The sequence below is a fragment of the Mesorhizobium sp. M0587 genome, from assembly GCF_040320945.1.
Classification (GTDB): Bacteria; Pseudomonadota; Alphaproteobacteria; order Rhizobiales; family Rhizobiaceae; genus Mesorhizobium.
This window is the reverse complement of record NZ_JAMYQP010000007.1, coordinates 193,475-217,222: the sequence shown is the minus strand read 5'-3', so window position 1 is coordinate 217,222 and position 23,748 is coordinate 193,475. Positions and strand designations below refer to the sequence as shown.

The window sequence follows — 23,748 nt, the reverse complement described above, 5'->3', positions numbered from 1 at the left end:
ACCGACGTCCGGTTCTTTGGCGATAGATGCCGTTCGGGCAAAATGCCCGGGAGCAGGGAGATACGGGCAGTGAATTTCACGATGTCAGGCAAGCCGAAGGGCTTGGTCCTCTACATCCGACTCGCTGCTTGCTGTGCCGCGATTACCTTGCTGACGTGCCTGGCGAGCAGCCCAGCCCACGCCTTGAGCGAAATCAAGCGCGAAGAGCTTCCCTCTCCCGTCACACCGTCGGCGGATGACGATATCTCGTCGCCCGGAAGCGCAATTCCCATGCCCGATCCCGTGGAGGCACCGCCTTCGACCAGCCGGCCGGCTGCTCCGGACGCAGCGGAGCCCGACAGTCCATCGGATGGCACCAGCAACAGACCGCGTGTCGATCCGGAAGCACCCTTGCCCGAGGTCGTCTACGACCTCGGCAAACTGCCCGAACCGGTGCGGCGTATGCACGACCTGATCGTGGAGGCCTGCAAGGGCGGCGACATCGAAAAGCTGAGGCCTTTGATCGGCCAGGGCGAGAGCATGACGCAGATATCGCTGGCCGACATAGACGGCGACCCCATCGCCTTCCTCAAAGGCCTCTCCGGCGATCCGGACGGCCAGGAAATCCTGGCTATTCTGGAAGAGGTGCTTACCGCCGGCTACGTTCACGTCGACGCGGGGACACCGCAGGAACTCTATGTCTGGCCGTATTTCTTCGCGCTGCCGCTGGACAAGCTCGACGCCAAGCAGCGGGTCGAACTGTTCAAGATCGTCACCGCCGGCGATTTCGACGACATGAAGCAGTTCGGCGCTTATATCTTCTACCGCGTCGGCATCACGCCCGCAGGGCAATGGACCTTCTTCGTCGCCGGGGACTGAACCTCTAATCCTCTCCTTGTGGGGGCGCCGAAGGCAAGACAGGGAGCCTAGCGGGGCAACGCCTCGGAAAATTCCACAGCCCTGCCCTGACCCAGCGTAACGATCTCGCCTTCCCACATGATGCGCTGGCCGCGAATGACGGTGCCGATTGGCCAGCCGGTCACTTCCTTGCCGTCATAAGGCGTCCAACCGGCTTTCGAGCCGGCCTGAGCATTGGTGATGGTCTCGCGCCGCTTCATGTCGACAATGGTGAAGTCGGCGTCGTAGCCGGCGGCGATGCGGCCCTTGCGCGCCATGCCGAAGATCCGCTGCGGGCCATGGCTGGTCAGGTCGACGAAGCGCTGCAGGGTCAACCGGCCGGCATTGACGTGGTCGAGCATGATCGGCACCAGCGTCTGCACGCCGGTCATACCCGATGGCGAGGCGGGATACGGCTTGGCCTTCTCGGCCAGCGTGTGCGGCGCATGATCGGAGCCGAGCACGTCGACGATGCCTTGCGCAATGCCGTGCCAGACACCGTCGCGATGGCGGGCAGCGCGCACCGGCGGGTTCATCTGGATCAGCGTGCCGAGCCGCGCATAGTCGTCGGCGCTCAGTGTCAAATGGTGTGGCGTCGCCTCGCAGGTCGCGACGTCCTTGTGATGTTCAAGGAACGAGATCTCCTCGGCTGTCGAGATGTGCAGGACATGGATGCGGGCGCGAACGTTGCGCGCGATACGCACCAGTCGCTCGGTGCAGCGCAAGGCCGCGATCTCGTCGCGCCACACCGGATGCGATGACGGATCGCCTACGATGCGTTCGCCCAGGCGTTCGCGCAGCCGGAACTCGTCCTCGGAATGAAAGGCGGCACGGCGGCGCGTATTCCTAAGGATCGAGGCGACGCCTTCGTCGTCTTCGACCAGCAGGTCGCCGGTGGAAGAGCCCATGAAAATCTTGATCCCGGCCGCGCCCGGCAACCGCTCGAGTTCGCCGACGTCTTTTGCATTCTCGCGGGTGCCGCCGACCCAGAAGGCAAAGTCGCAATGCATGCGGCCGCTGCCACGCCGGACCTTGTCGGCGAGCGCTGCCTCGCTGGTGGTCAGCGGATTGGTGTTGGGCATCTCGAACACCGCGGTGACACCGCCAAGCACCGCCGCCCGGGAGCCCGTCTCCAGGTCTTCCTTGTGCTCCAGTCCCGGCTCGCGAAAATGCACCTGGCTGTCGACGACACCCGGCAGGATGTGCAGGCCACGGCAGTCGATCATCTCGCCGGCCGAGGCCTGGCGGAGATCTGCGATGGCGGTGATGCGCCCGTCCTTCACGCCAATATCGCGAAGACCCTCGCCGTCATGGTTGACCACCATGCCGCCTGTCAGGATGAGGTCGTAGGTATTGGCCATGCTGATCGATCTCTTGCGGGGGGAGTGTCAGCGGCTTACGTAATGACCAACCGTTTTGCAAGATCAGGCTTTTATTCGCCCCATGCCCTTTGCCCTCCTGAACGACCGCGCGCTCATCTCCGTCTCCGGCCCGGATGCCGAGCACTTCCTGCAGAACATCCTGACCACCGATCTCGATGCGCTTGGCGCCGGCGAAGCAAACCCCGGCGCGCTGCTTTCGCCGCAAGGCAAGATCCTGTTCGACTTCCTGATCTCTCGCGCCGGCGAAAACGCATTCCGGCTCGAATGCCGTGCCGACATTTCAGATGATTTCGTACGCCGGCTGACGCTTTATAAGCTCCGCGCGAAAGTCGAGATTGCCAAGTCCGAACAAGCGTTTGTCACCGTTGCGTGGGGGAAAGAGTCAATCGCCTCGCAAACTGATTCAACCGTGGTTGCCGACAGACGCTTCCGCGATGAAAGCGTCACCCGCTCTTATGCCGGTGCCGGCAGCTCAGAAAACAGCGACACCGCAGCGTGGCAGGCTCTCCGCGTCGCCCAAGGTATTGCCGAAAGCGGGGTCGACTATGCGCTCGGCGATGCCTTCCCGCATGACGTGTTGCTCGACGAGATGGGCGGCGTCGGGTTCAAGAAGGGCTGCTATGTCGGCCAGGAAGTCGTCTCGCGCATGCAGCACCGGGGCACCGCCAGGCGACGCGTGCTGATTGTCCGGTCCGAGCGTCCCCTGCCCCCCGCAGGTGCCGAACTCACCGTGGGGGGACGACCGGTCGGCACGCTCGGCTCGAATGCCGGCACGACCGGGCTTGCCATTGCTCGCATCGACAGGGTCAAGGCGGCGTTGGATCTCGGTCAGCCGATCCTGGCGGGAGACCAGCCGGTGACGCTGACTATCCCCGTCTGGGCGAAGTTCAGTTTCCCGCAGGAAACCGTCGGCGCGGAGGAAGCCTGATGGCGGCGGACCGCACCGGCGCGCCGCCACGCGCCTGGCAGCGCATGCTGTCCGGCCGCCGGCTCGATCTGCTCGATCCCTCGCCGCTCGACATCGAGATTTCGGACATTGCCCATGGGCTCGCACGCGTCGCCCGCTGGAATGGCCAGACCAGCGGCGAGCATGCCTTTTCGGTTGCCCAGCACTCTCTGTTGGTCGAGGCCCTGTTCAACGACCTGATGCCGGCAGCTTCGCCCGACGACCGGCTGGCGGCCCTGCTGCACGATGCGCCGGAATATGTCATCGGCGACATGATCTCGCCGTTCAAATCGGTGATGGGGGGCAGCTACAAGGATTGTGAGTTGCGCTTGCAGCGCGCCATACACCTGCGGTTCTCGCTGCCTCCCGAACCGGCTGCCGCGCTGCGCAAGGAGATCAAGCGCGCCGACCAGATCGCCGCCTATTTCGAGGCAACGCTGCTTGCCGGCTTTTCGGCCGCCGAGGCGACGGAGTTCTTCGGCCGCCCGCGCGGCTTCAGCGCCGAACGCTTCGATTTCACGCCGCGCTCGGTAATTTGGGCACAGAACGCATTCCTGAAACGATTTTTTGCAATCGAGAAGTCGCGGCGCCAGGTCCCCGCACCAGCGGTTGGATAGCAAACGCTAAATTAACCGTCAGCGACCACAGTATCCCGTCATATCACGAGCCGCAGGCACGCTCATGCCCGTCGCCGATGACAAGGGTAGTTCGTTCGTCCCGGGACGGGATGCAGAAGGCGTGGAGCGCTCGCAACGCATGGAAGACGAACTGCGCGCGCAGAACGAACGCTTCGCAGCCGCGGTCGAGAACATGTCACATGGCCTGTGCATGTTCGATGCCGACGAGCGCATGATCATCTGCAACGGCAACTATATCAATCTCTTCCGCCTCGACGCCAAGGTGATGCAGCCGGGTATCCGCTTCATCGACATTCTGAGGCACAGCGTCGATATCGGCGTCGCCTCGCAAAGCGCCGACGAACTCCATGCCATCCGCAAGCCCTATATCGACCAGGCGAAACCCTCGACCTACGAAGAGACGCTGTCGGATGGTCGCATCATCAGCATCTCGCACCGCCCGCTGGCCTTGGGCGGTTGGGTCTCGATCTACGAGGACATCACCGAACAGCGACGCGCCGAACAGGATCTGAAGGAGCAGCACCGCCGCTTCGACGCGGCACTCGCCAACATGTCGCAAGGCCTGGTGATGTACGATGCCGACGGCAAGATGATCGTGCGCAACCGGCGTTTTCTGGAGCTCTACAATGTCACCGAGGCGGACTTCCCGCTTGGAACCACGCATCGCGACGCTCTCGAACGATTGCTGGAACTCGGCATCTATACGAAGATCGACGTCGACAGCGAAGTCGCCAAAACCGAAGCCTGCCTGAAGGCGGCAAAAATCCATTCGGCCTATCGGCATCTTACCGACGGCAGGACGGTTCTGGTCACACGTCGACCGATGAGCGGCGGCGGTTGGGTAGTGACCTTCGACGACGTTACCGAACGTCGCCGCATCGAAGAGCGCATGACCCATCTTGCGCATCACGACGCCTTGACCGGACTGCCCAACCGCTCGATGTTTCGCGAACGGCTCGACCTGGCGCTCGAGGATGCGGCGGCTGCGCCGTTGGCGATCTTCTCGCTCGATCTGGATCGCTTCAAGGCGGTCAACGACACCCTGGGACATCCGGCTGGCGACTGGCTGCTGAAGAGCGTGGCCGAGAGGCTGCGGCGTTGCCTGCGCAATGAAACAGACATGGTTGCCCGTTTCGGCGGCGACGAATTCGTCGTTATGCAGTTCAATTTCAAGGGCATCGCCAATGCTGAAAAGCTGGCGAAGCGCATCATAGAATCAATCGCAAAACCCTTTCGCGACAAGAGCCTGGACATGCATGTCGGTATCAGCTTGGGCATAGCTGTTTTCCCCGACGACGGCACGGATGCCGACACACTGCTGAAAAACGCCGACACCGCGCTCTATCGGGCGAAGAGCGAAGGGCGCAATCTCTATCGCTTCTTCGAACCCGCAATGGACGCCATCGTGCAGGCCCGCCGGGCGCTTGAGGTCGACCTCGAGGCCGCGGTGCCACGCCAGGAATTCGATCTCGATTTCCAGCCCATCATGAACATCGCCTCCGGCGAGATCGTCGGCGCGGAGGCCTTGATGCGTTGGCATTCGCCGGCGCGCGGCACGGTGGCGCCGGACGAATTCATTCCGGCTGCCGAAGAGACCGGAGTAATCGTGCCGCTCGGCGAGTGGGCGCTCCGGAAAGCCTGCACGACGGCCGCAAGCTGGCCTCCCGGCTTGCGCATTGCGGTCAATGTCTCGGCCGTTCAGCTCAAAAGCGGCGGTTTTGCTCGCGACGTCATCTCAGCTCTGGCCTTTTCAGGCGTGCCGGCCGGACAGCTGGAACTGGAAATCACTGAAACCGTGTTGATGGACGAAAGCAAAGCCGTGCTGAAGACACTGCGACAGTTGCGCGAACTCGGCATCCACATCGCGCTGGACGATTTCGGCACCGGCTATTCCTCGCTCGGCTACCTCAGGCGTTTCCCGGTCGACAAGATCAAGATCGATCGCTCATTCATTCACGACATGGGCAATCGCGACACGGCGGCCATCGTTCGCACCATCATCGGGCTGGGTGCAGAACTCGGCATCATAGTCACCGCCGAGGGGGTCGAGACCGAGGCGCAGCTCGACATGCTACGCAAGAATGGCTGCGTCGAGGCGCAGGGTTATTTGATTGGCGTGCCGTCAAGGGCAGCGGACATCCCGCGTCTGTTGAAGCTGCGTGCGTTGCACAGCCAGACGGGCTGACGGCATCGGCGGAAGGTCAGCTCAGCGCCTCGATATATTTCTCATGGAAGCTGACATAGCCCGGCTCGACCACCTTGAGATGCCGCTCGATCAGCGCGTGAAACTGCGGCAATTGGTGAAACGGCACACCGGGATAGGCATGATGCTCGGCATGGAACGGCATGTTCCAAGCCAGCTTGCGCACCACCCAATTGGTCAGCGTGGTTCTTGTATTCTCCAGCATGTTGGCGACGAACGGACAACGGCCATGCTCGGCCAGGAGATAGAGGCGCAGAAAGGGTTGACCGAGCAGAGCCGGAACGATCCAGGCATAGAGAATCAGGGTGAGCCGGAAATAGACGGCAAGCAGAAAGACCGCCCCGTAAAACACGATCATGGCGCGCGCCTCGGCGCGTACCTTGGGCCGGCCTTTCGGCGGCACATAGCTTTCCTTGCTGCCTCGGGTCGCGTTGGCGCAGAGCGTCTTGAAATGGCCCCACCACAGCGGGATTCCGGAAACATGCACGAGGTACTGCCATAGCGTCTCGGGCTTGGGAGATGCCAATTCCGGGTCGTTCTCGGGATCCTGGGTGAAGCGGTGATGGGCGAAATGGAAATAGCGGAACCAGTCGGCCGGCAGCGCGAGCGCCAGACTACAGACCCGCGCCACCGCATCGTTCAACCATTGCGTCTCGAAAGCCGTGCGGTGAACCGTTTCGTGGAGGACCGTGAACAGGAATACGATCAGTATGCCTTGCGGCAACATCAGTAGCGGCCAGAACGGCACCCTGGCGGCGATCAACGCTCCTAAAAGGATGATCGCTCCCCAGTGGACGGCGAGCTGAGCTAGGCATACATGGACCATCGCGACGTTATCGCATCCCTGACGCCGGAAGAGCGCAATCGCCTCACCGCCAAATCGGACGCGTTCGCCGATTGAGTTCATCGCGCCAAGATACCTCGACATGGGGAATGCCTGCGCAGGAGCGTGACGTCGTCAGCCCCGACCAACAGGAAGCATCGACTCATCTCCGCCGCGATCCAGCTGTGGTGCACGACAAGTTCGTCCGGTTTTAGGCGGCCCGGTCGCGGAAGCGACGATAGATCTCCTTGCGATCGCAGCCGGCAAAATCCTCTATGACGATGAACTGCATGTTTTGCCCCAATTAAACTACCGCCCCGGCCGGTCCAACCGTTCCAGGAACCACTGCGTCAATCGCACCCATACCTCGTCCTTCTCGCCGGAGTCCTCCCAGCCATGGTCGAGATTGGGATTGTCGTTGACCTCGATGACGAAGACGCCGTCCTTGGTCTCCTTGAGGTCGACGCCGTAGAGGCCGTCGCCGATGCAGCGCGCCGCCTTGACTGCGGTCTCGACGACATGTGCCGGCGTCTCCTTCAGTGTGAAGGTCTTGATGCCGCCCTGGTCGGGCTTGCCGCTGGCCTTGTGGTTGACGATCTGCCAGTGCTTCTTGGCCATGAGGTAGTGAACGGCAAAAAGCGGTTGGCCGCCGAGCACCCCGACGCGCCAATCATATTCGGTCGGAATGAATTTCTGGGCGATCAGGAGATCGGAATCCTCCAGCCACTCGGTGGCGAGCCGCGTCAGCTCCTCCAAATTGGCGCATTTCTTGACGCCGCGAGAGAAGGAAGAATCCGGGATCTTCAAGACCAGTGGAAAACCGAGCGTCTGCGCCGCCAGTTCGAGGTCCGAGGCGCCGGCGATCATCACCGTCGGGGGCACCGGTACCTTGTTGTATGCCATCAATTCGTTGAGATAGACTTTGTTGGTGCAGCGGATCATCGACAGCGGATCGTCGATGACGGGCATGCCTTCCTGCTGGGCGCGGCGGGCGAAACGATAGGTGTGGTTGGAGATCGACGTCGTCTCGCGGATGAACAGGGCGTCGTAATTGGCAAGCTTGGCGAGGTCCCGCTTGGTGATGGGTTCGATTTCGACGCCCATCTTCTCGGCGATCTTGGCCCAGTAGCGCAGCGACGAGATTTCCGAGGGCGGCAATTCCTCGTGCGGGTCGACCAGCGTGGCGAAGGTATAGCGCGCCGGCGTGCGGCCCTTTGTGTCGCGCCATTCGCGGTTGGTGTAGGTCTCCAGGCACTGGATGAAGCTTGCTTCTTCGTCCTCCGTCATCCGCGCCAAGGGATGGAAGCCGATCTTGCGAATCGAGGCCCATTCGGCGCTATCCTTGACATGAACTTCGAGCGCGGGTGCGCGGAACCAGTCGAACAGCAGCTTGGCGAAGCGGTCCCAGACTTTCGATGGACCGATGCCGAAAAAGATGCAGACCTTTGCCGGGAAGACACCACCAAGATCCTTGCGGCACTTGTTGAGCGCCAGTTCGAGTTCCGGCAACGCATGCTCGTAGAGCTTGCGTTCCGACAGGTCGATCATCGTCTCGACGGTTGGGATGACCTTGTGGCCGCGCGAGCTCGCCAGCAGTGACGCATAATAGCCACGGCTTTGATAGCCGTAGTTATTCGACAGGTTGATGACCTTCGGCCGCTGGCCGCGAAACAGCGCCGGATGCGCAAGATAATCGCGATTGGTGATGATCTTGTGCGGCGTCGCCACCTGGTCGAGATCGCTCTGCCGGCCGGTAAGGATGACCCAGGTCATTGTCTGTCGCGCTTTCCCAGAGTGATGGCGGCACGCAGTCCATCGCGGCCGAACTGCGCCATATTCATGAAGATGCCGTAGGGCACCGGAATATTGGCGGCATCAAGGATGGTCTCCTGCCTTTCGTCCTCGACCCAGGGATCGTGGATCAGGATATGGTCGCCGTCATCTCCGATGGCCAGCACCCAGTGCGGCACTTTCTTGCCGAACATCAGGAAACCGCTGATCAGCACCAGAACCAGTTTCCCCCCGGCGATCGCGGCGCGAATGTCGTCGATGGTGAACGGACGGTAATTCACCGGGATGCCGTAAAGTTCCGCGCGGCGGCGAAAGTCGACCTGGGCCAGTTCCATGACCCGGCGCTTGTCCTCGCTGCGCACCGATTGCAGGAACAGCGCGCCGTAGAAGGAGACGTAGACCTCCGCCGCAAGCCCGCTTTCATATCCCGAGACAGCGAGACCGAACGGCTCGCAACCGCCCGGTCCCGACATCATGAAGACGGTCGTCGCCTCGCGCCAGAGGCGGATTTCCATCACCGGATCGGGCACGAAGCCTGGGTCGAAATTGGCCATGGCCATCATCAGGCAGCAAGGGCCGCAGGTGAACTCGCAGGTCTGCTGATAGAACGGCACCATGGTGGCGGCCGGAAGATCACCGCGCAGGGTCTTTTCATAGCGAAGCGCCGTCTCACCGTCCTCATAGTAGCCCGGCTCACGCCCAATCTTGCGGTAGCCGGCCTGCTCATAGATGCGAATGGCGCGCCCGTTGTCCTCCCGCACTTCGAGACGCAGCATCATGCGGCCATGCTCGAAGGCGGCATCCTCCGCGGCTGCGAGCAACTGACGGCCGACACCAAGTCCGGCGAAAAACGGTCCAACGGCTAGGGAATAGAGCCGCGCCACACCGCTGCCCTTGCGAAACAGCACGATCGCGTAGCCGGCGACGCGGCCATGGACCTCGGCGATCAAGATCTCGGCGGTCTCGCGCTCGATGAACAGGCGGAAGGAGCGGCGGGAAATGCGGTCGCTCGAGAAAACGGCTTTCTCGATGGCGGCGAGGTCATCGACGTCAGACGCGCGGGCCGTGCGGATCTCGGCAGGCATGCGGGCTTGGAAAACCTCGATTGGATTGTGGAAAAGGCCCGATCAAAAGCGTCGCAAATACCGCCTGAAGCGCCGGTATTCGTCAAGCGCTATCGCTCCTTGATTAGGGCCGAATTGTGACAGTTTCCGCCGCGGCAAGGAAGCACTCGGACTTTGAACAGGATCGCCTTTTTTAAAGGCTACCGGCCGCGAAAAGCCGCGGCCGATTCAGCTTGCGAGACCGGCCAAAAGCTGGCCGTAGGCGCTCTTCGCAACGATCGCCAATTGCTCGCGCGGCAGCGAGCCGACGACGGCACAGCCATAGCCCTTGTCCAGCCAATAGACAGCCTGCGGGCCGTCTTGCGCCGAGGCATAGGTACCCTTGGCGTTCTCCGTCGATTCTGCGGTGACGAAGAGAGATATGCGCTCGCCCTTGTCGTCCTCGTAGAGCAGCATCGCGGCCTTAGCCTCGCCGGCCGGCAGCAATCGGCCACCGATCAGCTGAAAACCGTTCGCGGTCAGGTCCGGCGCCACCAGCTTCAGCCCGACCCGGTCGGACAGCCAGGTCTGCAGGTGATCCTTGTCGTTGGCAGGCACCTCGACCGCGTGCCGCTTTTCGGCGGCATAGATGACATGGGCGGCGATTGCCTGTTCGGCGAGCTGATCTTCCGCCTGGTCCTCCCGTCCGACGCCGCCGATGCCGGCAAGATATCCGCCAAGTCCACCCGCGGCCAGAAGTACGGCCGCGGCGGCGGCAAGCCACCAGCGCGGGCGTAGCGCGGCGGCCTTGGCCGGCGCCTCACCGAGCACCACATTGCGCAATCGCGCTGGCACGGGTTCATCCAGCACGCTGGCGAGGGCCGCACGCATCGCATCCCGGTCGGCGGCGAAGCGGACGCTCCTGGCCTTCATTTCGGGGTTGGCGTCGAGCCAGGCATCGTAGGCGATGCGTTCGTCGGCTGGCAGTTCGCCGTCGAGCGCCATGTGGATGTCACGTTCGGAAAAATCGCGGCGGATCATTTCTCGACGATCCTTATCGTACGGCGGCGGGCCGTGTCGTCCAGTAGCCCGCGCAGTTCCTCGCGGCCACGCGCGATGCGCGACATCAGCGTGCCGGCCGGTACACCCAGAATGTTGGCGGCCTCGGCATAGGAAAAGCCTTCGATGGCGACCATGACAAGCGCCGCGCGGCGGTCGGGGCTGATCGCCTGCAACGCATCCATGATCTCGCGCGAAGCGATGCCTTCCAGCTGCTCGGCCGGCTGGGCAACCGCCTCGCCGGCTTCCAGCGGCAGCATCGCCGCCTCGCCGCGACGGTTCACCTTGCGCATCTGGTCGATGAACAAATGATGCATGATCGTAAACAGCCACCTCCTGGGGCTTTCTCCTGTCTGCCAGTTGTCGAGCCGCACAAGCGCACGCTCGAGGCAATCCTGGACGAGATCGTCGGCGGCATCGCGGTCGCGCAAAAGCGAGCGCGCGTAGCGTCGCAAACGCGGTATTTCGCCGAGGATTGCTGCCTTCTTTTCGTCCATGACCGCTGGTTCTGAGGTCGCCCTTGTTGATCTCGATTGAACGCGCCTTCCGGGCGCGGCGCAAGCGGCCAGCGCGAAGCGGTCCGCCGCCCCGGTCACCCAAGCAATGAGACAACGCCGGCGGGTGCCGGTTTATTCCCGGCTACCAACGGTCAAACCTTGATTTATGCTAAATCCGTCTGAAGGAAATCGTTGCCCTTGTAGAGCAACGGAACATCGAGCGCCTTTGCGCAGGCATAGGCAAAACAGTCGCCAAGATTGAGATCGGCCGGATGACCGACCGCTTTGCCGTAGCGGATACTGGCGTCAATGGCGCGCTCGCCAATATCTCCATCGATGGAGACATTGCGAGCGTCGATCTCGACAAGGAACGCATCGACCAGATCGCGCGCCGCCACGAGCATTCCGGGGGTCGGTTTTCTTTGGTCACCAGCACTCATTCGTCCAAGGCCGATTCTTCCAAGGCCAAGCGTTGCTTCGAGTCGGACGAACGCAGAAATATACAATGGACCGGCGGCGCCGGCGATCTGCTTGAACAATTCCTCCCAGCCCGGTTCCCTGGCGAGAATCGCAACGATCACTGACGCATCGACGAACATCAGTCTTCCCACATCTCGTCCATGAACGCTTTCATGTCGAAGTTTGGATCGGGCGACCCCAACGCAGCCGCCTGGGCCTGAAGAACGGCAATCCTCTCGCGCAGCGGCTTGCGGTCGCGATTGCGTTCAAGCTCATGCAAAAGTGCGGTCCGCACTGCTTCCGTCTTGCTCGGCGCGTTCGTCTCGCGCTGCAGCTTCGTCGCCAGTGCATCCACCTCGTCGTCGCGGATATAAAGCGGCATTGTGAATATCTCCTATGGAATATTCATATATTCCATTTTGAATATTCCGACAACCCAATCCTCAAGCCTCCCTTGCCGCGCGCGTCAAAAGCCGCTGGTAGAACAGGCCGATGCCGATCAGCACCGCGCCAAGCCCGATGAAGGACAGCGCCCTGAGCACGCCTTCCAGCTCGGACATGTCGAAGAGAAAGACCTTCAACACCGCGACCGCGATCAACGCGGCGGACGCAATGCGCAGCACCTGCGACTTCAGCCAGACACCGGCGGTGAGCAATGCAACGCCGATGACCAGCCAGAGCGCCGAGTAGGTGTAGGTTTCCAACTGGCCAAGGCCGCTCCACAGGCCGATGAACTCGCCTTTGAACAGGCGCCTGACCGACAGGGTGGCATAGGCGAAGGCAAGCACAGCCGCCACCAGCGCCAGCATCTGCGCATACCATTTCGGCCGCTTGTCCCTGCTATAGAGCGCCAGCCCGCCGGCGGCGACGGCCGGCAGGAGATAGGCGAGGAACAACAGGTTGAAGGCCGGGATCCGGCCGGTCGATTCGTCGGTGAACAGCGGGTTCAGCACCACGAAATGCCGGATAACGATGAGGGCGACCGATGCCACACCGGCGGCCATCGAACCATAGCGCAGCACCGAGCTTGGCGAGCGCATGTCGATGGCGACCAGAATGGCGCCGGCGCCGATGGCGATCAGTGTGTAGATCGCTTGTTCGGCGAGCGTGATGGCACCCGTGTCGATGACGCCGCCATGCATGGCATGGCGCACCAGCATTGCGAGCGTGAGCAGCGCAAACAGTGCCGCGGCTGCTTCCATGGCGAGGCGCGGCCGGCCATTGGTGGTGCGGGCGAGCTGCCAGGCGCAAAAACCGAAGACCAGTGCTGGTATGCCGTAGCCCGGCAACAGCCAGTTGAACACGGGTGTCGTGGACAGGAATTCGGCGCCGACGATGGTCGGGTCGAAGGCGATGCGGCTAAGCACGGCGATCACGGCGCCAACCGAAATCCAGCCAAGCACGGGATAGGAGCGCCAGCGCGTCGCCAGCGCCGGCACGATGGCCGCGGCGCCAAGCAGGATGGTGGTCCAGCCGGAACCGAAGGCCATGTGCAGCATCAACAGGCCCGCGAGCGCTGCGCCACTCATGGCGAACGACACGGCCGCGCCTCCCCTGAGCGGCGGTTCTTCGCCGCGCGCGATCCATTCGCCGCCGGCAGCGAAAACCAGGACCAGCAGAGCCGCGACGGCGGCATATGCAAAGTCACGGTCGAGATTGCCGAAGGTGGACCAGAGCGCCAGCAGGATGACCAGCGGCACGATGACCGCTGATGCCGCCCACGAGGTGGCGCGAATCCAGGTCGCGGCGGCAAATTTGCGCGCGGCCCACAAGCCGGCGCCGATGAAGACAAGGCCAAGCGCGATGCCGATACGCAACGTCAGGGCGTCGGACGCCACCACGGGCTGGCCGTCGACGCCTAGAGCACCGCTGGAAAAATCCGACGCCACCGATGTTGGCGGAATGATGCCGAGATAGATCAGCACCGTCGCCAGTCCGGCCGCATAAAGCAGCGGCAGCGCCATTGGACGATAGAGTGCGACTGCGACCATCGCAGCGAGGATCATGGCGGCCTGCAAAGCATCGCCAGCGGCGGCGAAGGCCGGGTCGACGGACAGGCCCAGCGCCGAAAATGCTACGAACAGGCCAGGCGCGATCGACGGCCAGTCGAAGACCCTGGCTGATCCGGCTGCGTCGTCACGGCGGCCGAGCCAGACAAGGGCGAGCACGGCCAGCGTGACGGCATCGATGAAGAGGATGGCGGAGAGGTTCGCGCCCGGCGCATCCATCATGTAGAGAATGGTCCAGATGCCGGTGCCGACAAAAGCCGCCGCCATCAGCGATTTCCAGTCGCGCATGCGCGCGATGACGCCGGTGGCGGCGAGCACGATCGCGAGATAGCCGAACAGCGCCCAAGGATTGGGCGCCTGCGAAGCAATCAGCATCGGCGTCACCATGGCGCCGACGAGGCCGATACCGGCCAGCGCCAGGCCATGGACAAGGGCAGCAGCGATGGTGGCAACGCCAATGGCGCCGAGCAGCGTGAAAGCGAGCGCCGGGCCGATGAAGCCGTAAATGCCATGCGCGGCATAAACGGTGCCAAACAGGATGAAGGCACCCGCCGCAGTCAGGATGGCCGGAATATAGGCACCGGCCGCGCCCTGGACCGGTACCTTGAGGCCGGTGCGCCGGATGAACTCGCCAGCGGCGACCAGCACCAGGCCGAGCACGGCCGCCATGATGAGCCGCGCACCGGGACCAAAAATGCCGGACTCGATCGTGTAGCGGATCAGGAACAAACCACCCAGCGCCAGCGCGATGCCGCCGACCCAGACCGCCCACCGGGTGCCGAGCGCCGTTTCGACATTGGACTGGCGAGCGGCGGCTAGCGCCGCTGCGGCCGGCTCGACAACATCGGCTGTCTTCGGCGCCGCCTCACCGGCGGCCCATGGGCCGGGCACAGGCTCGCCAGTCGGGATCTCCGCCTCTGCCGCCGGCGTCTGCGCGCCCTCGCTCACCACCGGTGAGGCGATATCGGCCGGTGCCACAGCCGCGTCGGCCACATCGGCAGGCTTGCTATCGGCAGCTGCCTGTTCGGACGGTTTGTTCACGGGCGGCACGGCGCCCGAAAGCACAAGGCTGCGCAACGCGCCAAGCTCGCGCTCGACGAGAGCTATCCGGCTCTGCTGGCGCGAAATGATGACGAACAAGGCGATGATGGCCACAAGGCCGATCAGGCTTTCAAACATGGCGGTTCCCCCAAACCAGGCCAGTTTTCACTGACGTTCAGTCTCACTGACATTCAAATGCGGCGGCCAAACGGCCACAAGACTCAGCGTGCCGACAGATTGGCGGCTGGAAAGATCGAGCATGTCTCGGTGCCGAAAGCCCGCAGCTTGCCGCCGGCATCCTTCAGCGTCGCTTCCGATACCGCCAGCGTACGGCCTTTGTGGACTACCTTGCCTTCGCAGACGACCTCGCCGGTCCTGGGCGTGATCGGCCGCGTCAGATTCACCTTGAACTCAGCCGTGGTATAGGCCTCGCCCTTTTCGAGCAGCGTCTGCACGGCGCAGGCCAGCGCCGAATCGAGCAGGGTCGCCGCCCAACCGCCATGCACACCACCCAGCGGGTTCAGATGGCGCTCGTTCGGCACGCCTCGGAACACGGCACGGCCTCCCGAGACTTCGGTCAGCGCGAAGCTGAGCTGGAAGGAGATCGGGGGCGCCGGATATTTGCCATCGACGATGCGCTGCAAAAGTTCCAGGCCGGTATAGTCAAGGATATCGGCATGCGGAATGGTGCCGAGGCCGAGCGGCGAAACCCGGCCCGGATAAAGCTCGACTTCGCTCATGTGATGATTTCCCTGGCGGCATTCTCTCCAGCAACGGCCTTGCGCGTCGCGTGGTGCTTGCGCAGCGCCGCAAGGAAGCCGGCACGGGCGCCGGGCTCTTCGATACCACGCGGCTCATAGACGTGGCGGGTGAAGAAGAAACCAGTTAGCCGGAAGGCATCCTCGACCGCTGCCGGATCCGCGCGCAGGCCCGAGCCGCGCTGCAGGAAGGACGGCAGCGCCAGCATCTTGTCGCGCCATGGCGCGCCGGCCTCTCGCGAAACCGCCCGTCCCGATTTCGGCGAGACGTAGGCAAGGTCCTGTTGAGTGCCGGTGGCGGCGCAGCGGCTGAGATCGAGACCGAAGCCGAGTTCATCGAGGATCAGAAGCTCGAAGCGCGCCACCAGTTCGCCGGCGGCATCGGCATCGTCGAGATGGCCGATCATCACCGCAAGCGCCTCGTAGAGGCCGCCATGGCCGTCGCGCTCGGGCAGCAGGCGCAGATGCGCGGCCATGGTCTGCAGCCCATAGACGGCAACCGCGCTGTCCATCAGCCGGGCGGCGTTCATCTCGATCGCCTCGGCCTGAAACGTGCCGAGATGCTCGTCAAGGCGCGCCCGCCATAACAGGTCGACACGATTGCCTGGCTGGAGAACGGGCTGCTGCTTGCGCGAACGACCACCGCGGACGAGACCGAGATGGCGGCCATGCGCGCGCGTCATCACCTCGAGGATGGCGCTGGTTTCGCCATGCTTGCGGGTGCCGAGAATGATTCCCTCGTCGCGCCATTCCATGCCCAAGCTTTTCACCGGTTGGGTGGCGAAATCAAGGTATGGATTGGTGCCCGGCGGGGCCGACTTTCACATCGGCAAACAAAAGCCGCCCGCAGCGATGTGCCGCGGGCGGTCTGGTAAGGTCGGTCTATCCGTTAGAACGAGCGCTGGAAGCGAACGATGCCGCCGACGCCGTCCTTGAATTTGTCGTCGAAATTCTTGAAGTAATCGACTTCGGCCGTGATCGTGTAGCCGGGGACGATGGTGTAGGCGACGTTCGCGGCAACCGCGAAGTCCTCGAAGTCGGTGTAGGAGACCTGCGCGTTGAGCTGGACCTTCTTGTTGACGGTGTAGGTGCCGCCGCCCCAGACGGCGAAGTTGCCCGTCCACGGCTTGTAGAAGTTGGTCGCCTTGTTGTCGTCGGTGCCGTAACCGCCCATGATGAAGAGCGTCAGGTCCGAGGTCGCCTTGACATCGAGGCGGACCTTGCCGGCCCATTCTTCCCAATTGCTGTTATAGGCGCCAACGGCGGTGATCGCACCCCAATCGCCCTTGTACTTCACACCGCCCACGACATGCGGAACGTAGCTGTCGATGGTCTCGGCGCCCGAACCCTCTTCAAGCGAGGCCACCGCCGAGAAGCCGTTGCCGGCATCGAAGTAGTAGCTGATCAGGTTCGTATCCTTGAGGCCGTAAGGAATGATCGTGTCCTGGACGACGTTGCCGGCATAACCGATGAAGCTGTCATAGGCCGTTTCGTCCTTACCGACGCGCAGCCCGCCAAGCTGGATCCAGGCGAAATGCAGATCGGCAGCCTTGTTGCCGGCCTCGCTGTCAATCGCGAAGCCATCGGCGCCTCTAGCGGTGGTTACACTACCGAAGTTGAAGCGTGTCTCGGTGTAGGTCTTCAAGGTGCCGAGTTCGGTCTCCTGGCCGGTCCACGTCTTCAGCGTGAAGCGCGCGTTCTTGTTCCAGGTGTCGTTGATGCCGCCATCCATCGAATCTATGGCCTTGGTGCCGTCCAGCACGCGATTGCCATCACCGAAGCTGGCGTCGTAGCGGATATAGCCGCCGATGCGCAGGCATGTCTCGGTGCCCGGAATATAGAAGTAGCCGGCGCCGTAGACGTCGCAGATCTTGACGTATTCGGCCGGCTCCGGTTCGGCGACGACGACAGCATCCGCGGCGCGTGCGCCGGAAACCGCGATCAGCGCCGCGGCTGAGCCGAGAAGGAGGCTCTTGATATTCATTTTCTGACCTCTCCAGTCAAAGTTAAAAATGGCTTCGGATTTGTGGATGGCGGCAATGTTTTCCCACCTCACCCCCACAATGAAAAAGGCTCGCACCGCTCCCCCTTTTCGGCGGCGAACATACCCATCGAACTCCCGCCTTCAATGACGATTTCCAAAATAAATGAGATTATTCAAACAGATTAATGCTGTGTTGCACAAATAACACTTACAAAAACACAAGATGGCACAATCGGCACACCGTCATTAATTCAATATATATCTGAATACTTTCTCCGGCTAATTACATTTCTGATATCTGTAAATCCACGAAAACGTCAAAGAAGGGGCTTTCCTGACGATTCCGAGTGAAAATATCAATATTTCGCCACTCGCCCCTCCGCTGTCACCCATCCGCTAAACCGTCCTTTGGTGTTGCGGGGAATACCGATTGCCGGTTGGCTCGGCCGCAGGCTCTCCAACTCAACGCGAGAAGCGTGGCCGAACGAGGAATCACATCGCGCTGCGTCTGTGGTCGGCAAGCACTTCATCGATCACTTGCCAGGATTTTCCAACCTCGACCGGGTCGACGTCGATATGGCCCGCGGCGGTGATCAGCGCCTTCCACAGCGCCCAGCCACGCCCTCGTGCCCAGATCGCCTTATCGGCGGCAAGACCGGCGCGGAACGCCTCCCGGCTTTCCCCTTCGAACAGCGTCCAGGCAATCGCCAGATCGCAGGACGGGTCGCCGACACCGGAGGTGCCGAAGTCGATCACGGCGCTCAAGCGGCCGTTTTCGACAAGGAGATTGCCCCAACTGACATCGCCATGGAACCAGACAGGAGGACCTTGCCAGGTCGCGGCCAGTGCCGCGTCCCAAATGGCGCTGGCTGCTCCGGCATCGATGCTGCCCTCGAGCGCGGCGATCGCCTGTCTCGTCTCGCCGTCATAGACGGTCAGCGGTCCACCGCGAAAGAAGTTGTGCTGCCCCGGCGCCGGGCCGCCGGTAGCATCGATCCGTCGCAAGGCGACGAGGAACTCGGCCAGATCCGTCGCGAAATGCGACAGGTCGGCGATACGCTCTCGCTTCACCGTCTCGCCTTCGATCCAGCGGTAGACGGACCAATGCCAGGGATAATCCTCGGCCGGAACCCCCATCGCCAACGGCACAGGAATCGCCAGCGGCAGCAGCGGCGCGAGTCTCGGCAACCAGCGATGCTCCTTTTCCACTTGCAGGGAATAGGCGGCCGCACTCGGCAGCCGCACGGTCATCTCGTCGCCGAGATGAAAGGTCCTGTTGTCCCAGCCGCCAAATTCAACCGGGCTGACCGCGAGGTCCTTCCAGCGGGGAAACTGCGTGGCGACCAAACGGCTGACCAGCGCCGTGTCGATGGTGAGCTTGCCGTCCATGCCCCCTTGCGCGGGTTGGGCGTCTCACGGAAACCCGAACCGCCTTCATCTCTCTGGTTGACGCAATTCAGGACGGACAACCCGTTTTCGCACTTTTCGCGGAATTGCTTTAACGCGGAAACTCCAGCCCCATCTCGCGGTAGCGTTCGGGATCATCGCCCCAGTTCTCGCGGACCTTGACGAACAGGAACAGGTGCACTTTCTGCTCGAGGATGCCAGCGATCTCCATGCGCGCGGCCTGGCCGATGGCGCGGATCGTCTCGCCCTTGTGGCCGAGAACGATCTTCTTCTGGCTGTCGCGTTCGACATAGATGGTCTGGTCAATGCGCACCGAGCCGTCCGGCTTCTCTTCCCATTTCTCGGTCTCGATATGCGAGGAATAGGGCAATTCCTGATGCAGCCTGAGATAAAGCTTTTCGCGCGTGATCTCGGCGGCGAGCTGGCGCATCGGCAGGTCGGAAATCTGGTCTTCCGGATAGTACCAGGGGCCAGCCGGCAGCGCTTCGGCAAGATAGTCGAGCAGGTCCTTGCAGCCCGAACCGGTCAGCGCCGAAACCATGAAGGTACGCTTGAACGGCACTTTTTCATTGGCTGCCGCCGCCAAGGCCAGCAGCGCCTCGTGCTTGACGCGGTCGACCTTGTTGAGAATCAACACCATCGGCTGGCGCACATCCTTCAGCCGTTCGAGGATGGCGTCGGCGTCGCCCCTGATGCCGCGCTCGGCGTCGATCAGCAGCAAAACGATGTCTGCGTCCTTGGCGCCGCCCCAGGCCGTGGTCACCATCGCCGTATCCAGCCGGCGCTTGGGCTTGAAGATGCCTGGCGTGTCGACGAAGACGATCTGCGCATTCTTATGCGTGGCGATGCCCCGCACGATGGCACGTGTCGTCTGCACCTTATGAGTGACGATCGACACCTTGGCGCCGACAAGCTGGTTGACCAGCGTCGACTTGCCCGCATTCGGGGCGCCAATCAGCGCAACGAAGCCGGAGTGCGTGGTTTCCGGTCCAGGAGTTGTGTCTTCGATGGCGGTCATGCCGCGCTCCCTTCATTGGCCCAGACGCCTTCGCGAACAAGCAGTGCTGCCGCGGCGGCCTGCTCGGCCTCGCGCCTGGAACGGCCACTGCCGGTGGCCGGCAGAAATGCGCCTACCCTGACGCTGACCGTGAACAACGGATCATGGTCCGGCCCCTCACGGCTGTCGATTCGATAGACCGGCACCGCGCTGGCCGCCTGATGCGCCCATTCCTGCAATTCGGTCTTGGCGTCCCGGCGAGCGGCACCGGAGGCCTGCGAACGCGGCTGCCAGTATCTGTGGATGAAAGCGCGCGCCGCTTCCAGCCCGCCATCGAGATAGAGCACGGCGATCAACGATTCCAGCGCATCGGCGCGCAGATTGACGCGCTTGCGCCCATCGAGCCCACGCACATCCGATCCGGCGCGGATCAGGGCCGGCAGCCCGATTTGCTCGGCGATGTCCGACAACGCCTCGGCGTTCACCAACGCGTTGAGCCGCAGCGACAATTCACCTTCCGCCGCATCCGGAAATGCCTCAAGCAGCATGTCGGCAACGACCAGGCCGAGAACCCGGTCGCCAAGAAACTCGAAACGCTCATAGTCGGTGCCTGCATTGACGCCGCGGGCACTGGCGTGCGTCAAGGCCCGCTGCAAACGCTGACGGTCGGCAAAGGCATGACCCGTGCGTTCCACAAGCGCTTCGGCGAGCGCGTCGGCGGTCAACCGTTTTGTTGCCGCCATGACCCTAGTTGACGAAATGGAACAGGCGCGAAGCGCGCATCAGCGACGGCCATTTCCAGATTTCGAGCGGGCTCGCCTTGCCGCCGATCGAGAAGAAGACGAGATTGGCGCGGCCAACCAGGTTCTCAGCGGGAACGAAGCCGACGGTGAAGCGGCTATCGGCGGAGTTGTCCCTGTTGTCGCCCATCATGAAATAATGGTCTGGCGGCACGTCGAACTCGCGGGTGTTGTCGCCGATCGAGTTCGGCGACAGGTCCAGCGTGTCGTAGCTGACGCCGTTGGGGAGCGTCTCGCGGTAGACGTCGATCGGATAATCCTTTTCGGTGATGTCGGGATTGTCGATCTGACCTGTCTTCACGCGCGGCACGCCGACGCCGTTGATGAACAACTGGCCATCCTTCACCTGGATCTTGTCACCGGGCAGGCCGACCACGCGCTTGATATAGTCGACGGAAGGGTCCGGCGGGAACTTGAACACCGCCACGTCACCGCGCTTCGGCTCGGAGCCCCAGATACGGCCAGAGAAAATGTCGGGTCCAAAAGGCAGCGAATAGCGGGAATAGCCATAGGACCATTTGGTGACGAACAGGTAGTCGCCTTCCAGGAGCGTCGGCCGCATCGATCCCGACGGGATCGAAAAGGGCTGGAACAACAGCGTGCGGATGACCAGGGCGAGCAAAAGCGCCTGGACGATGACGCTGACGGTTTCGCCAAGCCCGCCGGATTTCTTCTGGGATTTTTCAGCCACGCTCATGTCGTCCTCGATTGTGCGTTGGATGGGTATAGAGTCTCGGCGCGCGCTGGGCAACGTCAATGCCGGTGGTCAGATGCAATCAATGTGGCGCTTGTTCGACCGGCAGCGCTTCTATGATCACAAAGGCTTGAGCAAGCGGGAAATCATCCGTGATGGTGAGGTGGATCGCCGCACGGTGGCCCTTTGGCAGTATCTTATCCAACCGGGCCAAGGCGCCGCCGGTCAACGCCATCGTCGGCGCACCGCTGGGCAGGTTGACGACGCCCATGTCGCGCCAGAAGACGCCTTGCGCCAGACCGGTACCCAGCGCCTTGGCGCAGGCTTCCTTGGCGGCGAAACGCTTGGCGTAGGAGGCCGCACGGGCGCGCCGGTTCTCCGACCGCGCCTGTTCCATCTCAGTGTAGATTCTCTGGATGAAGCGCTGGCCGTGACGCTCCAGCGACTTCTCGATCCGTCTGATGTCGATCAGGTCGCTGCCGATGCCGATGATCATTGTGCGGCGGAGCCGATGCCGCCTCTGGGATGGGGCGATTGTCCATGACGGGTTGCGCGCTCGGCAAGGCGCTTGCGCCGCTGCTCGCGAAAAGCGCTCATACCCCAGCGCGTGATGCCGTAGAACAGAAGTCCAAAGACCAGTCCGAGTGGCACCGCACCGATCAGCATCGGCTCAAGCACCGGCTTCCACAATTGTGCGAAGGAAAGCTTGTGCAGCATCTCGCCCAGATGAGCGGGCGGGCCATGCGCCGGCAGGCGGTCGTGCAAGATCAGCTTGCCGGTTTCCCAGGACGCGCCCCACAATAATGGAAAGGTCAACGGATTGCCGAAGAAAACAGCGCCGAGTGCCGCCGCCACCAAATTGCCGGCGATGAGCCAGCACAGAACCGCGGCAATGGCGAAGTGGAACCCCACGGGGAAGAACGAGGCGAAGACGCCAGCAGCGACACCGGCGGCGACGGCATGCGGGGTGGCCTTCAGCCGCAGGATGCGCTTGGAGAAATACTGGAGCGAGCGCGAAAACGAACGGCGCGGCCACAGATAGGTACGCACCCGCTCTAAAAGGCCATCAGGCTTGCGGCGTCGAAAAAGCACTCTGTTCCCGTTCCACAGCTTCCGCCCCGGCTTTTTTCAGCCGGGCAGGACAGCCACATCTTGCGCTTGACGATCGCCCGATGGCAATCGCTACCTTGATATAGAGACGCGCTGGCGGAAGAACAACCGAACGCCACCCTCACGGCCCGCCTGTGCCAACCGTCTCGGATGGCGCTGTTCGCTTCGAACAGGGGACGATCAAGGCGAATTTATGGAACCGGCGTGCCGTATCGCCTGAAGAGGCGGCGTCCGTGGCGGCTACGGCTGGTATTCACTGACCTCGACCAGATTGCCATCGGGGTCGCGGAAATAGACCGACATCATCGCACCCCGCGCTCCAATGCGTTCGACAGGCCCGAGCTCCACCGCCACGCCATTGGCCTCCAGGCTGGCGAGGAGTTCGTCGAGCGGCCGGTCCGTGATCAGGCAAAAATCGCCGGATCCCGGCGTCGGCGACTTCGCTTTCGGCTCGAAGGTGCGGTCGACCTCGTGCACATTGATCTTCTGGTTGCCAAAAGCCAGCGCTGTCGGCCGGCCCGGCGCATCGATGCGTTCAAAGCCCAGCACGCGCTGATAAAAGGCACAGGTCGCATCGAGCGAAGCGACCGTCAGCACGAAATGATCGATGCCGGCGATCATTTCTGGCTCCTTGTCAGATGTTGCGGCTACCGGGCTTAACGGCCGGAATAGCGGCGAGTTCCGGCGGCAGCCGGTCGGCCGGGTAGGCAGGGACCTCATATTCGGCGAGCGCGATCAGCGGCACGCCGACATCGGTCTTGCCGGCCGAACGGTCGATGATGCAGGCGGCGGCAACCACTTCGGCGCCGAGCTCCCGCAGGCACTCGATGGTTTCGCGAATCGACAGGCCGGTGGTGACGATGTCCTCGACGATGACGACACGCGCGCCCTTGGCGATCTCGAAGCGGCGCAGCCTGAACTTGCCCCCCTCCCGCTCGACCCAGATCGCAGGCACACCCAGATGCCGCGAGGTCTCGTAGGCCGGGATCAGGCCGCCGATCGCCGGGCCGACGACATAGTCGATCTTACCGGGTACGCCCGCGCGGATCTTTTCGGCCAGCGCCTTGCACAGCCGCTCGGTCTTGTCGGCATGCATGAACACCCGTGCCTTCTGCAGGAAGACCGGGCTTCTCAGGCCCGAGGTCAAAATGAAATGTCCTTCCAGAACAGCACCCGCCTCGCGAAAAACGTCCAGCACTTCATCGGTCTTCATATAGCCTGTCCCAGATCA

Annotated in this window: 24 protein-coding genes; 4 read left to right on the top strand and 20 right to left on the bottom strand. The window is 62.6% G+C overall.

What is annotated here, in order from left to right:
- The first annotated feature begins 69 nt into the window (after positions 1–69).
- A complete protein-coding gene (locus NKI49_RS09370) occupies positions 70–858 on the top strand; it encodes a hypothetical protein (RefSeq protein WP_352599728.1) in 789 nt (262 codons plus the stop codon).
- A gap of 47 nt (positions 859–905) precedes the next feature.
- Here NKI49_RS09370 and NKI49_RS09365 read toward each other — a convergent pair whose 3' ends face one another.
- Positions 906–2,237 carry a dihydroorotase gene (locus NKI49_RS09365; protein ID WP_352599726.1) on the bottom strand — a complete coding sequence of 444 codons (1,332 nt, stop codon included), beginning with the start codon at positions 2,235–2,237 and terminating at the stop codon, positions 906–908.
- Between the two features lie 82 nt (positions 2,238–2,319).
- Here NKI49_RS09365 and ygfZ point away from each other — a divergent pair, with 82 nt between their 5' ends.
- The 3 genes from ygfZ to NKI49_RS09350 all read left to right on the top strand — a co-directional run bounded on the left by ygfZ (position 2,320) and on the right by NKI49_RS09350 (position 6,027).
- On the top strand, positions 2,320–3,186 hold the full coding sequence (gene ygfZ / locus NKI49_RS09360; protein ID WP_352599724.1) for a CAF17-like 4Fe-4S cluster assembly/insertion protein YgfZ: 867 nt from the start codon (positions 2,320–2,322) through the stop codon (positions 3,184–3,186).
- Positions 3,186–3,821 carry an HD domain-containing protein gene (locus NKI49_RS09355; RefSeq protein ID WP_352599722.1) on the top strand — a complete coding sequence of 212 codons (636 nt, stop codon included), beginning with the start codon at positions 3,186–3,188 and terminating at the stop codon, positions 3,819–3,821. The genes ygfZ and NKI49_RS09355 overlap by 1 nt, the downstream gene beginning before the upstream one ends.
- 139 nt (positions 3,822–3,960) lie before the next feature.
- Positions 3,961–6,027, top strand: a complete 2,067-nt coding sequence (locus tag NKI49_RS09350) for a putative bifunctional diguanylate cyclase/phosphodiesterase (protein ID WP_502899491.1) — start codon at positions 3,961–3,963, stop codon at positions 6,025–6,027.
- A gap of 16 nt (positions 6,028–6,043) precedes the next feature.
- Here NKI49_RS09350 and NKI49_RS09345 read toward each other — a convergent pair whose 3' ends face one another.
- From NKI49_RS09345 to pyrE, 19 genes are all read right to left on the bottom strand, one after another.
- Complete coding sequence (locus tag NKI49_RS09345) at positions 6,044–6,871, bottom strand: fatty acid desaturase family protein (RefSeq protein ID WP_352599718.1); 828 nt, start codon at positions 6,869–6,871, stop codon at positions 6,044–6,046.
- Between the two features lie 306 nt (positions 6,872–7,177).
- Positions 7,178–8,641, bottom strand: coding sequence for a RimK family ATP-grasp domain-containing protein (locus NKI49_RS09340; protein ID WP_352599716.1), 1,464 nt, complete (start codon positions 8,639–8,641; stop codon positions 7,178–7,180).
- Complete coding sequence (locus tag NKI49_RS09335) at positions 8,638–9,744, bottom strand: peptidase C39 family protein (protein ID WP_352695611.1); 1,107 nt, start codon at positions 9,742–9,744, stop codon at positions 8,638–8,640. The genes NKI49_RS09340 and NKI49_RS09335 overlap by 4 nt, the downstream gene beginning before the upstream one ends.
- Positions 9,745–9,951: 207 nt before the next feature.
- A complete protein-coding gene (locus NKI49_RS09330; protein WP_352599714.1) occupies positions 9,952–10,743 on the bottom strand; it encodes an anti-sigma factor family protein in 792 nt (263 codons plus the stop codon).
- The gene (locus tag NKI49_RS09325) at positions 10,740–11,258 is read right to left on the bottom strand and encodes a sigma-70 family RNA polymerase sigma factor (protein WP_352599712.1); all 519 of its coding nucleotides are present in this window, start codon (positions 11,256–11,258) and stop codon (positions 10,740–10,742) included. Before NKI49_RS09325 ends, NKI49_RS09330 begins: the two co-directional genes overlap by 4 nt.
- 164 nt (positions 11,259–11,422) lie before the next feature.
- A complete protein-coding gene (locus tag NKI49_RS09320) occupies positions 11,423–11,857 on the bottom strand; it encodes a type II toxin-antitoxin system VapC family toxin (RefSeq protein WP_352599710.1) in 435 nt (144 codons plus the stop codon).
- Entirely contained in the window at positions 11,857–12,099 is a 243-nt protein-coding gene (locus tag NKI49_RS09315; RefSeq protein WP_352599708.1) for a type II toxin-antitoxin system VapB family antitoxin, read from the bottom strand. Before NKI49_RS09315 ends, NKI49_RS09320 begins: the two co-directional genes overlap by 1 nt.
- 61 nt (positions 12,100–12,160) lie before the next feature.
- On the bottom strand, positions 12,161–14,905 hold the full coding sequence (locus tag NKI49_RS09310) for a DUF2339 domain-containing protein (protein WP_352599706.1): 2,745 nt from the start codon (positions 14,903–14,905) through the stop codon (positions 12,161–12,163).
- An 83-nt stretch (positions 14,906–14,988) separates the two neighbouring features.
- On the bottom strand, positions 14,989–15,507 hold the full coding sequence (locus NKI49_RS09305; RefSeq protein WP_352599704.1) for a PaaI family thioesterase: 519 nt from the start codon (positions 15,505–15,507) through the stop codon (positions 14,989–14,991).
- On the bottom strand, positions 15,504–16,280 hold the full coding sequence (recO, locus tag NKI49_RS09300) for a DNA repair protein RecO (RefSeq protein ID WP_352599702.1): 777 nt from the start codon (positions 16,278–16,280) through the stop codon (positions 15,504–15,506). The genes NKI49_RS09305 and recO overlap by 4 nt, the downstream gene beginning before the upstream one ends.
- A gap of 134 nt (positions 16,281–16,414) precedes the next feature.
- Positions 16,415–17,509, bottom strand: a complete 1,095-nt coding sequence (locus NKI49_RS09295; RefSeq protein WP_352599700.1) for a porin — start codon at positions 17,507–17,509, stop codon at positions 16,415–16,417.
- Positions 17,510–18,001: 492 nt separating this feature from the next.
- Positions 18,002–18,898 (bottom strand): aminoglycoside phosphotransferase family protein, encoded by an 897-nt coding sequence (locus tag NKI49_RS09290; protein ID WP_352599698.1) that lies wholly within the window; start codon positions 18,896–18,898, stop codon positions 18,002–18,004.
- Positions 18,899–19,007: 109 nt separating this feature from the next.
- Positions 19,008–19,934, bottom strand: a complete 927-nt coding sequence (gene era / locus NKI49_RS09285) for a GTPase Era (protein WP_352599696.1) — start codon at positions 19,932–19,934, stop codon at positions 19,008–19,010.
- Positions 19,931–20,656, bottom strand: a complete 726-nt coding sequence (rnc, locus tag NKI49_RS09280; RefSeq protein ID WP_352599694.1) for a ribonuclease III — start codon at positions 20,654–20,656, stop codon at positions 19,931–19,933. The genes era and rnc overlap by 4 nt, the downstream gene beginning before the upstream one ends.
- Positions 20,657–20,660: 4 nt before the next feature.
- Positions 20,661–21,410 carry a signal peptidase I gene (lepB, locus tag NKI49_RS09275; RefSeq protein ID WP_352599692.1) on the bottom strand — a complete coding sequence of 250 codons (750 nt, stop codon included), beginning with the start codon at positions 21,408–21,410 and terminating at the stop codon, positions 20,661–20,663.
- Positions 21,411–21,489: 79 nt separating this feature from the next.
- The gene (acpS, locus tag NKI49_RS09270; protein WP_027026391.1) at positions 21,490–21,903 is read right to left on the bottom strand and encodes a holo-ACP synthase; all 414 of its coding nucleotides are present in this window, start codon (positions 21,901–21,903) and stop codon (positions 21,490–21,492) included.
- On the bottom strand, positions 21,900–22,499 hold the full coding sequence (locus NKI49_RS09265) for a DUF2062 domain-containing protein (protein ID WP_352599690.1): 600 nt from the start codon (positions 22,497–22,499) through the stop codon (positions 21,900–21,902). Before NKI49_RS09265 ends, acpS begins: the two co-directional genes overlap by 4 nt.
- A 258-nt stretch (positions 22,500–22,757) precedes the next feature.
- A complete protein-coding gene (locus NKI49_RS09260; RefSeq protein ID WP_352599688.1) occupies positions 22,758–23,138 on the bottom strand; it encodes a VOC family protein in 381 nt (126 codons plus the stop codon).
- Positions 23,139–23,151: 13 nt separating this feature from the next.
- Positions 23,152–23,730, bottom strand: a complete 579-nt coding sequence (gene pyrE, locus NKI49_RS09255) for an orotate phosphoribosyltransferase (RefSeq protein ID WP_352599686.1) — start codon at positions 23,728–23,730, stop codon at positions 23,152–23,154.
- Positions 23,731–23,748 lie beyond the last annotated feature (18 nt).

Coding starts and splice junctions, on each gene's coding strand:
- acpS (WP_027026391.1), bottom strand. CDS start 21,903: ATGATCATCGGCATCGGCAGCGACCTGATCGACATCAGACGGATCGAG.
- NKI49_RS09315 (WP_352599708.1), bottom strand. CDS start 12,099: ATGCCGCTTTATATCCGCGACGACGAGGTGGATGCACTGGCGACGAAG.
- rnc (WP_352599694.1), bottom strand. CDS start 20,656: ATGGCGGCAACAAAACGGTTGACCGCCGACGCGCTCGCCGAAGCGCTT.
- NKI49_RS09365 (WP_352599726.1), bottom strand. CDS start 2,237: ATGGCCAATACCTACGACCTCATCCTGACAGGCGGCATGGTGGTCAAC.
- NKI49_RS09335 (WP_352695611.1), bottom strand. CDS start 9,744: ATGCCTGCCGAGATCCGCACGGCCCGCGCGTCTGACGTCGATGACCTC.
- NKI49_RS09355 (WP_352599722.1), top strand. CDS start 3,186: ATGGCGGCGGACCGCACCGGCGCGCCGCCACGCGCCTGGCAGCGCATG.
- NKI49_RS09295 (WP_352599700.1), bottom strand. CDS start 17,509: ATGAATATCAAGAGCCTCCTTCTCGGCTCAGCCGCGGCGCTGATCGCG.
- recO (WP_352599702.1), bottom strand. CDS start 16,280: ATGGAATGGCGCGACGAGGGAATCATTCTCGGCACCCGCAAGCATGGC.
- NKI49_RS09340 (WP_352599716.1), bottom strand. CDS start 8,641: ATGACCTGGGTCATCCTTACCGGCCGGCAGAGCGATCTCGACCAGGTG.
- NKI49_RS09345 (WP_352599718.1), bottom strand. CDS start 6,871: ATGGTCCATGTATGCCTAGCTCAGCTCGCCGTCCACTGGGGAGCGATC.
- ygfZ (WP_352599724.1), top strand. CDS start 2,320: ATGCCCTTTGCCCTCCTGAACGACCGCGCGCTCATCTCCGTCTCCGGC.
- NKI49_RS09290 (WP_352599698.1), bottom strand. CDS start 18,898: ATGGACGGCAAGCTCACCATCGACACGGCGCTGGTCAGCCGTTTGGTC.
- NKI49_RS09350 (WP_502899491.1), top strand. CDS start 3,961: ATGGAAGACGAACTGCGCGCGCAGAACGAACGCTTCGCAGCCGCGGTC.
- lepB (WP_352599692.1), bottom strand. CDS start 21,410: ATGAGCGTGGCTGAAAAATCCCAGAAGAAATCCGGCGGGCTTGGCGAA.
- NKI49_RS09330 (WP_352599714.1), bottom strand. CDS start 10,743: ATGATCCGCCGCGATTTTTCCGAACGTGACATCCACATGGCGCTCGAC.
- NKI49_RS09310 (WP_352599706.1), bottom strand. CDS start 14,905: ATGTTTGAAAGCCTGATCGGCCTTGTGGCCATCATCGCCTTGTTCGTC.
- NKI49_RS09305 (WP_352599704.1), bottom strand. CDS start 15,507: ATGAGCGAAGTCGAGCTTTATCCGGGCCGGGTTTCGCCGCTCGGCCTC.
- NKI49_RS09320 (WP_352599710.1), bottom strand. CDS start 11,857: ATGTTCGTCGATGCGTCAGTGATCGTTGCGATTCTCGCCAGGGAACCG.
- pyrE (WP_352599686.1), bottom strand. CDS start 23,730: ATGAAGACCGATGAAGTGCTGGACGTTTTTCGCGAGGCGGGTGCTGTT.
- NKI49_RS09325 (WP_352599712.1), bottom strand. CDS start 11,258: ATGGACGAAAAGAAGGCAGCAATCCTCGGCGAAATACCGCGTTTGCGA.
- NKI49_RS09260 (WP_352599688.1), bottom strand. CDS start 23,138: ATGATCGCCGGCATCGATCATTTCGTGCTGACGGTCGCTTCGCTCGAT.
- era (WP_352599696.1), bottom strand. CDS start 19,934: ATGACCGCCATCGAAGACACAACTCCTGGACCGGAAACCACGCACTCC.